Genomic DNA, 9,695 nt, shown 5'->3' on the forward strand with positions numbered 1-9,695 from the left:
GCCCGGCTGATGACCGGCCACGCGCCGGACGGCCCCGGGCTGCTGCGCAACTTCGTCGGCGGCGAGTTCGTCGAGGCCGGTACCCGGTTCACCAAACGCAGCCCGGTGACCGGCGAGCCGGTCTTCGAGGTGGTCGAGGCGGGCCGGTCCACCGTGGACGACGCGGTGGCCGCTGCCCGTGCGGCGCTGCGCGGGCCGTGGGGCCGGATGGGGGAGCGGGAGCGCGCCGAGGTGCTGCGCCGGGTCGCCGACGAACTGGAACGCCGCTTCGACGACCTGGTCGCCGCCGAGGTCGCCGACACCGGCAAGGCCATCTCCCAGGCCCGTACGTTGGACATCCCGCGTGGTGCGGCCAACTTCCGGGCGTTCGCCGAGATCGTGGCGACCGCGCCGACCGAGTCGTTCACCACGGTCACCCCGACCGGCGGCCGGGCGCTGAACTACGCGGTCCGCAAACCGGTCGGCGTGGTGGCCGTGATCGTGCCGTGGAACCTGCCGCTGCTGCTGCTCACCTGGAAGGTCGCCCCGGCCCTGGCCTGCGGCAACGCGGTGGTGGTCAAGCCCAGCGAGGAGACCCCCGCCTCGGCCACGCTGCTGGCCGAGGTGATGGCCGCGGCCGGCGTACCGGAGGGTGTGTTCAACCTGGTGCACGGCTTCGGCCCGGATTCGGCGGGGGAGTTCCTGACCCGGCATCCCGGCGTGGACGCGATCACGTTCACCGGTGAGTCCGCCACCGGCGGGGCGATCATGCGGGCCGCCGCCGACGGGGTGAAGGCGGTCAGCTTCGAGCTGGGCGGCAAGAACGCCGGCCTGGTCTTCGCCGACGCCGACCTGGACGCGGCGGTTGCCGGCTCGGTGCGGTCCAGCTTCACCAACGGCGGCCAGGTGTGCCTGTGCACCGAGCGGATCTACGTGCAGCGGCCGGTGTTCGACGAGTTCACCGCCCGGCTGGCCGAGCGCGCCGGCCAGTTGGCGTACGGCTGGCCGGCCGACGCGGCGACGGTCAACATGCCGCTGATCTCGCACGGGCACCGGGACAAGGTGCTCGGGCACTACGACCTGGCTCGGACCGAGGGCGCGCAGGTGCTCACCGGTGGCGGCACGCCCCACTTCGGTGACGCCCGCGACGGCGGCGCGTACGTGCAGCCGACCGTGCTGACCGGGCTCGGCCCGCGGGCCCGCACCAACACCGAGGAGATCTTCGGCCCGGTGGTGCACGTCGCGCCGTTCGACACCGAGGAGGAGGCGTACGCGCTGGCCAACGGCACCGAGTACGGTCTGGCGGCGACGGTGTGGACCCGGGACGTGGGCCGGGCGCACCGGGCCGGCCAGCGGCTGGACGCCGGGATCGTCTGGGTCAACACCTGGTTCCTGCGCGACCTGCGTACCCCGTTCGGCGGGGTGAAGGCGTCCGGCATCGGCCGCGAGGGCGGCGTGCACTCGCTCGACTTCTACTCCGAACTCACAAACGTCTGTGTGGACCTGACATGACTGACATCGAGTCGGCGGCTCGGGAACTGGCTGCCGCCCGGGAGCACGGCAAGCCCTGCCCACCGCTGCGCGGGCGGCTGCTGCCCGAGGGCGACGTGGCCGCGGCGTACGAGGTGCAGCAGCACCAGGTACGCCAGTGGCTGGCCGACGGGCAGCGCCGGGTGGGTGCGAAGATCGGCCTGACCTCGCGGGTGGTGCAGGAGAGCTTCGGGGTCTACGAGCCGGACTTCGGCGTACTCACCGACGCGATGGCGGTGCCCGACGGCGCCGAGGTGGCGATCGGCCGGTTGCTGCAGCCGCGGGTCGAGGCGGAGGTCGCCTTCGTCCTCGCCGCCGACCTGCCCGACGACCGGCCCACCACCGCCGACCTGTTGCGCGCCGTCGACCACCTGCTGCCGGCCATCGAGATCGTCGACTCCCGGGTGGCCGGCTGGGACATCTCCATCGTGGACACGGTGGCGGACAACGCCTCCAGCGGGCTGTTCGTGCTCGGCACCACGCCGCGCCGACCGGCCGACGTGGACCTGCGGCTGTGCGGCATGGTCCTCGAACACGCCGGTGAACCGGTGTCGGTCGGCGCGGGCGTGGCCTGCCTCGGCAACCCGCTGCACGCGCTCGGCTGGCTGGCCGGCACGCTGGCCCGCGCCGGTGACCCGCTGCGCGCCGGTGACGTGGTGCTCTCCGGCGCCCTCGGCCCGATGGTGCCGGTGACGCCCGGCGCGACGTACGAGGCCCGGATCTCCGGCCTCGGTTCGGTCCGGACCTGTTTCTCCCGGGTGGCTCCGTGAGCGCGAGGAGTGAGCCGGTTCTGCGAGCCCCGCAGTCGGGAACGAAAGGTGGCTCCGTGAGCGCGAGGAGTGAGCCGGTTCTGCGAGCCCCGCAGTCGGGAACGAAAGGTGGCTCGTCGTGAGCGCGAGGAGTGAGCCGGTTCTGCGAGCCCCGCAGTCGGGAACGAAAGGTGGCTCCGTGAGCGTCGGTGTGGCGGTGATCGGGTCGGGCAACATCGGCACCGACCTGATGATCAAGGTGCTGCGGCTCGGTGAGCGGCTGCGGATGGTGGCGATGGCCGGCATCGATCCGGCCTCCGACGGGCTGGCCCGGGCCCGCCGGCTCGGCGTGGCCACCACCGCGAAGGGCGTGGACGGCCTGGTGGCGATGCCCGAGTTCGCCGACGTCGAACTGGTCTTCGACGCCACCTCGGCCGGCGCGCACCGGCACAACGACGCGGTGCTGCGCGCCCACGGCCGTACCGTGGTCGACCTCACCCCGGCCGCGATCGGCCCGTACGTGGTGCCGCCGGTCAACCTGGACGAGCACCTGGGCGAGCCGAACGTCAACATGGTCACCTGCGGCGGTCAGGCGACCGTGCCGATCGTCGCCGCGGTCGGCCGGGTCACCCCGGTGGCGTACGGCGAGATCGTCGCCTCCATCGCGTCCCGCTCGGCCGGTCCGGGCACCCGCGCCAACATCGACGAGTTCACCGAGACCACCGCCCGGGCCATCGAGGTGGTCGGCGGCGCCGACCGGGGCAAGGCCATCATCGTGCTGAACCCGGCCGAGCCGCCGCTGCTGATGCGCGACACCGTCTACTGCCTCTGCCCCGACCCCGACGCCGACCGGGCCGCCGTCGCCGCCTCGGTCGCCGAGATGGTGGCCACCGTGCAGGAGTACGTCCCCGGCTACCGGCTCAAGCAGGACGTGCAGTTCGATCGGGTCGACACGTACGTGCCGAGCCTGGGCCGGCACCTCACCGGGTTGCAGGTCTCGGTCTTCCTGGAGGTCGCCGGTGCCGGGCACTACCTGCCCGCGTACGCCGGGAACCTGGACATCATGACCTCGGCCGCGCTGCGCACCGCGGAGCGGCTGGTTTCGGTGAGGGGGCAGCGGTGACGCGGCTGTACATCCAGGACGTGACGTTGCGCGACGGCATGCACGCCATCGCCCACCGGTACACCGTCGACCAGGTCCGGACCATCGCCGCCGCGCTCGACGCCGCCGGGGTGGCCGCCATCGAGGTGGCGCACGGCGACGGCCTGGCCGGGTCCAGCGTCAACTACGGTCACGGCGCGGCCAGCGACGCCGAGTGGATCTCGGCGGCGGCGGAGGTGCTGACGACCGCGAAGCTGACCACGCTGCTGTTGCCCGGCATCGGCACCATCGCCGACCTGAAGGCGGCCCAGGCGCTCGGTGTGACAAGCGTCCGGATCGCCACCCACTGCACCGAGGCGGACATCTCCGCCCAGCACATCTCCTGGGCCCGGGAGAACGGCATGGACGTGGCCGGCTTCCTGATGATGTCCCACCTGAACGACCCGGCCGGGCTGGCCGCCCAGGCCAAACTGATGGAGTCGTACGGGGCGCACTGCGTCTACGTCACCGACTCGGGTGGCCGGCTGCTGATGTCCGACGTGGCGCAGCGGATCGACGCGTACCGGCAGGTCCTCGAACCGACCACGCAGATCGGCATCCACGCCCACCACAACCTGTCGCTCGGCGTGGCCAACAGCGTGGTGGCCGTGGAGCACGGCCGCGTCGCCGGTGCCGGGCCGGTCGGCTCGCCGTCCGGGCGCACCGTCCGGGTGGACGCGTCGCTGGCCGGGATGGGCGCCGGCGCCGGCAACGCGCCGTTGGAGGTCTTCGTCGCGGTCGCCGAACTGCACGGCTGGAAGCACGGCTGTGACGTGTTCGCGCTGATGGACGCCGCCGACGACGTGGTCCGCCCGTTGCAGGACCGGCCGGTCCAGGTCGACCGGGAGACCCTCTCCCTGGGGTACGCCGGGGTCTACTCCAGCTTCCTGCGGCACGCCGAACGCGCCTCCGCCCGGTACGGCGTGGACGTCCGCTCGATCCTGGTCGAGTTGGGCCGGCGGCGGATGGTCGGCGGGCAGGAGGACATGATCGTCGACGTGGCACTGGACCTGGCCGGCGCGCCGACCGCCGCCGGGCAACCGCGAACCGAGGAGAAGTCATGACCGGCCCAGACCTTGCGGGCCTCGCCGAGCAGTTGGGCCGGGCGGCCGACGACGCCACCGCGATCGGGCAACTGGCCGCCGAGGTCGGCCTCGACGTGGACACCGCGTACGCGGTGCAGGCCGCCCTCGTCCAGCGTCGCCTCGACCGCGGTGAGCGGCTGGTCGGCCTGAAGATGGGGCTGACCAGCAAGGCGAAGATGGCCCAGGTCGGCGTCGACGAGGTGATCTGGGGACGGCTCACCGACGCGATGCGGGTGCCCGACGGCGGCACCGTCGACGTGACCGACTTCATCCACCCCCGGGTCGAGCCCGAGGTGGCGTTCCTGCTGGACCGGCTCCCGGAACCGGGTGACCCGGTCGGCGCCTTCACCGACGCGGTCCGCGCGGTCGCGCCGGCCCTCGAACTGATCGACTCCCGGTACGCCGACTTCACCTTCTCGCTGCCGGACGTGATCGCCGACAACACCTCGGCCGCCGCGTTCGTCATCGGCCCCTGGTCGCCGGTGCCGGACGGGCTGGACAATCTCGGTGTGCTGCTGGAGATCGACGGCCGGGTGGCCCAGGTCGGCTCGACGGCGGCCATCCTCGGCGACCCGCGCCGGGCGCTGGACGAGGGCATCCGGCTGGCCGGACGGCACGGGGTGCGGCTGCGCGAAGGCTGGGTGTTCCTGGCCGGCGCCGCAACGGCCGCTGTTCCACTGCGGCCCGGTGCTCAGGTCCGTGCGGTCGTCGAGAAGCTCGGCACGGCCACCCTGAAGGCCGCGTCATGAGCGGTGACGGGGCGCGGGTGGTGGCGGGGAAGGCCGTTCCTCGTGGGGCGTTCCCGCACGTCAAGGTCGCGGGCGGGTTCGTCTTCGTGTCGGGTACGTCGTCGCGGCGGCCGGACAACAGCTTCGCCGGGGTGTCCGTGGACGAGTTCGGCACGACCGACCTGGACGTCCGGGCGCAGACCCGCGCGGTGATCGAGAACATCGGTGACCTGCTGCGTTCGGTTGGTGCCGACCTGTCCGACCTGGTGCAGGTGACGTCGTACCTGGTCAACATGAACGACTTCGGTGGGTACAACGAGGTGTGGGCGGAGTTCTTCGACGCGACCGGACCGACCCGGACCACGGTCGCCGTGCACCAGCTGCCGCACCCGCACCTGCTGATCGAGATGCAAGCCGTGGCCCTGCTTCCCCGAGGAGGTCAGTCGTGAGTGAGATCGCCGAGCCGTTCAGCTTCCCGGGCTGGATCGCCGAGAACCAGCACCTGCTCAAGCCGCCGGTGGGCAACAAGGAGATGTTCCCGGGCTCCGACGACTTCATCGTGATGGTGGTGGGCGGGCCGAACCAGCGCACCGACTTCCACGTCGACCCGTACGAGGAGTTCTTCTACCAGGTCAAGGGCAACATGCACATCAACCTGATGACTCCGGAGGGGCCGCGTACGGTGCACGTACGCGAGGGTCAGATGTGGATGCTGCCGCGCAACGTGCCGCACTCGCCGCAGCGGCCGGAGCCCGGCTCGATCGGGATGGTGGTCGAACGGGTCCGTCCGGAGGGGACGCTGGAGAAGTTCCAGTGGTACTGCCCCGAGTGCGGGCACCGGGTGCACGAGGTCGAGTTGCAGGTCCGGGACATCGCCGCCGACCTGCCGCCGGTCTTCGGCGCGTTCTACGCCGACGAGTCGGCGCGCACCTGCGACAACTGCGGCACGCTGCACCCGGGCAAGGGCTGATGACGCAGCCCGCGCACCCGGTGGTGGACGTGCACACGCACGTCGTACCGAAGGGATGGCCGGACCTCGCCGCGGCCTGCGGCGGGTCCGACTGGCCCTGGCTGCGGATCGACTCCGAACGCGCCGCCATGATCATGGTGGGGGAGACCGAGTTCCGGCCGGTCGGCGCGCAGTGCTGGGACGCGCCGACCCGGCTGGCCGACATGACCGCCGACGGTGTTGACGTGCAGGTGGTCTCGCCCACCCCGGTCTTCTTCGGCTACGACCGCCCGGCCGAGCAGGCGGTGCGGGTGGCCCGGATCTTCAACGACCTGACCCTGGAGGTCACCGCGGCCGGCGGCGACCGGCTGCTGCCCTTCTGCCAGGTGCCGTTGCAGGACCCGGACGCCGCCTGCGCCGAACTGGACCGCTGCCTGGCGGCCGGGCACGTCGGCGTGGAGATCGGCAACCACGTCGGTGACCGGGATCTGGACGACGCCGGCATCGTGACCTTCCTGACCCACTGCGCGCAGGTCGGCGCCCCGGTCTTCGTCCACCCGTGGGACATGCCCGGCGGCCCCCGGCTCGACCGGTGGATGGCCCGGTGGCTCACCGGGATGCCCGCCGAGACCCACCTGTCGGTGCTGTCGATGATCCTCGGCGGGGTCTTCGACAGGGTGCCGCCGCAGCTGCGGATCTGCTTCGCGCACGGCGGCGGCAGCTTCCCGTTCTGGCTGGGGCGCGCCGACAACGCCTGGCACCGCCGGGGCGACCTGGTACGCGGCGCCTCCGCCGCGCCGCCCAGCTCCTACGTCGACCGCCTCTACGTCGACTCGGTGGTCTTCACCCCACCGGCGCTGCGGCTGCTGGTCGACACCATGGGCGCCGACCGGGTGCTGCTCGGCAGCGACTACCCGTACCCGCTGGGCGAGCGCCCGGCCGGCGCGGTGGTCCACGAAGCCGACTTCCTCACCGACACCCAGCGCCACCAACTCCTCGGCGGCAACGCCCAGCGCTTCCTGTCCGGCTGATCGGGCGCGAGAGCAGGAACAGCACCAGCAGGGCCCGCTGCTTGCCGGTCCCGCCCGGAGCGGTCGAAACCGGTCATCTCGCATCGGCGCGTGCCGGCCGCGCCATGCCGTCACGCAGGGCAGGATGGCGGTATGGCCGAGCCGCACGACCTGACCGCGTTGGAGCAGGCCGCCGCGATCGCCCGTGGTGAACTGTCCAGCCTGGATCTGGTCGAGCGCTGCCTGCACCGCATCGATGCGCTCGGCGACACCGTCGGCGCGTTCGTCACCGTGACCGCCGAGGCGGCCCGTGCGGCCGCCCGGGCCGCCGACTCGACACCGACCGACGAGCGGGCCGCTGCACGGCGTACCGACCGCGATCAAGGACCTGACGTTGACCGCCGGGGTCCGCACCACCTTCGGCTCGGCCGCGTTCGCCGACTTCGTGCCGCCGGTCGACGCCGACGTGGTGCGGTTCATCCGGGCCGCCGGACTGGTCAGCCTCGGCAAGACGACCACCTCCGAGCTGGGCTCGTCGCTCTACTCGGAGGGGCGGGTCGCGCCGCCGGCCCGTAACCCGTGGGATCTGTCGTACACCGCGGGTGGTTCCAGCGGCGGTGCGGCGGCCGCGGTGGCCGCGGGCCTGGTGCCGGTCGCCCAGGGGTCCGACGGCGGCGGCTCGCTGCGCATCCCGGCCTCGCTGTGCGGCCTGGTCGGTTACAAGCCCAGCCGGGGACTGGTCTCCAGCGGCCCGCTCGGCTTCGGCGCCTTCGGCCTGCCGAGCAACGGCCCGATCGGGCGTACGGTCGCCGACGTCGCCGCGCTGCTCGACGTGCTGGCCGAGCCGGTGCCCGGCGAGCCGTACCTGCCGCCGGTCGCGCCCGCGGGCGGATACCTGCGTGCGGCCCGCGCCGCCGCGCCCGGCCGGCTGCGCGTCGGCCGGTTCACCGCCGCGATGCTCGCCGACGAGCCGGTCCACCCGGACTGCGTCGCCGCCGTGGACCGGGCCGCCGCGCTGCTCACCGCCGCCGGGCACGAGGTGGTCGAGGTGCCGCCGCCACTCGGGCCCGAGGTCTGGCCGCTGTTCGAGACCGTCTGGTACGTCCTCGCGCTCGTGCCCGTGCCACCCGACCGGGAGAGCGAACTGCTGCCGCTGACCCGGTTCCTGCGGTCCCGGGCGGCCGGCATCTCCGCCGGCACCCTCTCCGCCACCCTCGGTGAACTCCAGGCACAGGTACGCCTCGGCGTCCGGCGTACCGCCGGCTGCGATCTGCTGCTCTGTCCGACCCTGTCGACCCCGCAGGCTCCGATCGGCTGGTTCACCGAGGGACGTACCCCGGCTGAGGACTTCGACCGGCAACGCCGGTTCTCCCCGTACTGCGCGGTCTTCAACGTCACCGGCGATCCGTCCGTCTCGCTGCCGGTCGGGGTGAGCGCCGAGGGGCTACCGGTGGGGGTGCTGCTGACCGGACGGTACGGCGACGACGCGACCCTCATCGGGACAGCTGCGCAGCTGGAGCGCTCGTGTGGCGGTTGGGATCGCCACCCCGCGCTCTGGCGGAGCCTCGGCTCCGCTAACGTGAGTGGCAGCGGAGTCGGGAGGTCGCCGCGGTGACCCGTCACCCGATCCGGTCGAAGGTCTCTCTTTCCGCCTGGGGGCGTTGGGATTGTCTGTAACCGACACGTTGCTGGTCTTCGTCGGCATCCCGGTGGCCGTCGTGCTGGTGATCGCCGGGCTCGTCTACGCGGGCAGCCGGAGTGGCGGCGGCGGTGCCAAGCGCTACCGGCCGGGCCGCCCGTTCAGCTTCACTCCGGTCTGGTTCCTCGGCCGACCCGAGGAGCTGGCCGACTCGGCCGGCGCCGCGCTGGCCGCCGGGGCGCAGGCACCGGCGTTGAGCAGCCGCAAGCAGGAGCAGGCCGGTGCCGAGGCGCCGGCCGGTGGAACCGGAGGCGCAAGTGACCGTTGGTGAGAAGCAGCCCGAGACCGGGACGGAGACTCCGCCCGACGTACTCGACGGGCCGTTCTCGACCCGCCAGCTGCTGCGCATCGACGAGGCGCTGCGCCTGGCGGACCGGACGACCGGCCTGGTCTTCTCGGTCTTCGTGGGCGGCCTCGACGAGCCGATCCGGGAGCACGCCGAGCGGCTGCACCGGCAGCTCGCCGAGCCCGACCGTTCGGTGCTGATCGCGGTCTCGCCGAACCAGCGGCAGCTGGAGATCGTCACTGGCCGGTACGCCCGCAAGCGCGTCCCCGACACGTACGCCAAGATCGCGGCGCTGTCGATGGTGGCCGCCTTCGGCGGCGGTGACCTCGCCGGCGGCATCATCCAGGGCCTCGACCAGCTCTCCCGCTACGCCGGCCGGGGCTGACCGCCCACCCGCTGACCACGACCGAGCCCGGCCCCGCGAACCCGCGGGCCGGGCTCCGTCACATCTCGGTCCCACTCGGTCGGCCGGGCCGACCCGGAGGAGCCGGTGCCGGCGTGGACGCGCGCCCATGCCGGCACCGACTCGTCGTCGCCTC

General features: G+C 72.9%; 10 protein-coding genes and 1 pseudogene. All 11 read left to right on the forward strand.

Going from position 1 to position 9,695, the window contains the following annotated elements; all coding sequences use genetic code 11:
- Window positions 1–9 precede the first annotated feature (9 nt).
- The 11 genes and pseudogenes from D2L64_RS25720 (at window position 10) to D2L64_RS25770 (ending at window position 9,541) form a co-directional block, all read left to right on the forward strand.
- Window positions 10–1,491, forward strand: coding sequence for a 2-hydroxymuconic semialdehyde dehydrogenase (locus tag D2L64_RS25720; protein WP_119579798.1), 1,482 nt, complete (start codon window positions 10–12; stop codon window positions 1,489–1,491).
- Window positions 1,488–2,279 carry a 2-keto-4-pentenoate hydratase gene (locus tag D2L64_RS25725; RefSeq protein ID WP_119579783.1) on the forward strand — a complete coding sequence of 264 codons (792 nt, stop codon included), beginning with the start codon at window positions 1,488–1,490 and terminating at the stop codon, window positions 2,277–2,279. The genes D2L64_RS25720 and D2L64_RS25725 overlap by 4 nt, the downstream gene beginning before the upstream one ends.
- A gap of 178 nt (window positions 2,280–2,457) precedes the next feature.
- Window positions 2,458–3,381, forward strand: coding sequence for an acetaldehyde dehydrogenase (acetylating) (locus D2L64_RS25730; protein WP_119579784.1), 924 nt, complete (start codon window positions 2,458–2,460; stop codon window positions 3,379–3,381).
- Window positions 3,378–4,463 (forward strand): 4-hydroxy-2-oxovalerate aldolase, encoded by a 1,086-nt coding sequence (gene dmpG / locus D2L64_RS25735; protein WP_119579785.1) that lies wholly within the window; start codon window positions 3,378–3,380, stop codon window positions 4,461–4,463. Before D2L64_RS25730 ends, dmpG begins: the two co-directional genes overlap by 4 nt.
- Window positions 4,460–5,233: a 2-keto-4-pentenoate hydratase gene (locus tag D2L64_RS25740; RefSeq protein ID WP_119579786.1), complete on the forward strand. Its 774-nt coding sequence runs from the start codon at window positions 4,460–4,462 to the stop codon at window positions 5,231–5,233. The genes dmpG and D2L64_RS25740 overlap by 4 nt, the downstream gene beginning before the upstream one ends.
- Window positions 5,230–5,661: a RidA family protein gene (locus tag D2L64_RS25745; RefSeq protein WP_119579787.1), complete on the forward strand. Its 432-nt coding sequence runs from the start codon at window positions 5,230–5,232 to the stop codon at window positions 5,659–5,661. The genes D2L64_RS25740 and D2L64_RS25745 overlap by 4 nt, the downstream gene beginning before the upstream one ends.
- Entirely contained in the window at window positions 5,658–6,182 is a 525-nt protein-coding gene (locus tag D2L64_RS25750; RefSeq protein WP_119579788.1) for a 3-hydroxyanthranilate 3,4-dioxygenase, read from the forward strand. Before D2L64_RS25745 ends, D2L64_RS25750 begins: the two co-directional genes overlap by 4 nt.
- The gene (locus tag D2L64_RS25755) at window positions 6,182–7,192 is read left to right on the forward strand and encodes an amidohydrolase family protein (RefSeq protein WP_119579789.1); all 1,011 of its coding nucleotides are present in this window, start codon (window positions 6,182–6,184) and stop codon (window positions 7,190–7,192) included. The genes D2L64_RS25750 and D2L64_RS25755 overlap by 1 nt, the downstream gene beginning before the upstream one ends.
- A gap of 132 nt (window positions 7,193–7,324) precedes the next feature.
- A pseudogene (locus D2L64_RS25760) lies at window positions 7,325–8,786 on the forward strand (amidase).
- Window positions 8,787–8,838: 52 nt separating this feature from the next.
- Window positions 8,839–9,141: an aa3-type cytochrome oxidase subunit CtaJ gene (gene ctaJ / locus D2L64_RS25765; RefSeq protein WP_456080983.1), complete on the forward strand. Its 303-nt coding sequence runs from the start codon at window positions 8,839–8,841 to the stop codon at window positions 9,139–9,141.
- Entirely contained in the window at window positions 9,128–9,541 is a 414-nt protein-coding gene (locus D2L64_RS25770) for a DUF5130 family protein (protein ID WP_119579791.1), read from the forward strand. The genes ctaJ and D2L64_RS25770 overlap by 14 nt, the downstream gene beginning before the upstream one ends.
- The last annotated feature ends 154 nt before the right edge of the window (window positions 9,542–9,695 follow it).

It is taken from the genome of Micromonospora radicis, assembly GCF_003583405.1.
In the GTDB taxonomy this organism is placed as follows: domain Bacteria; phylum Actinomycetota; class Actinomycetes; order Mycobacteriales; family Micromonosporaceae; genus Micromonospora; species Micromonospora radicis.

Coding starts and splice junctions, on each gene's coding strand:
- D2L64_RS25720 (WP_119579798.1), top strand. CDS start 10: ATGACCGGCCACGCGCCGGACGGCCCCGGGCTGCTGCGCAACTTCGTC.
- D2L64_RS25725 (WP_119579783.1), top strand. CDS start 1,488: ATGACTGACATCGAGTCGGCGGCTCGGGAACTGGCTGCCGCCCGGGAG.
- D2L64_RS25740 (WP_119579786.1), top strand. CDS start 4,460: ATGACCGGCCCAGACCTTGCGGGCCTCGCCGAGCAGTTGGGCCGGGCG.
- D2L64_RS25745 (WP_119579787.1), top strand. CDS start 5,230: ATGAGCGGTGACGGGGCGCGGGTGGTGGCGGGGAAGGCCGTTCCTCGT.
- D2L64_RS25755 (WP_119579789.1), top strand. CDS start 6,182: ATGACGCAGCCCGCGCACCCGGTGGTGGACGTGCACACGCACGTCGTA.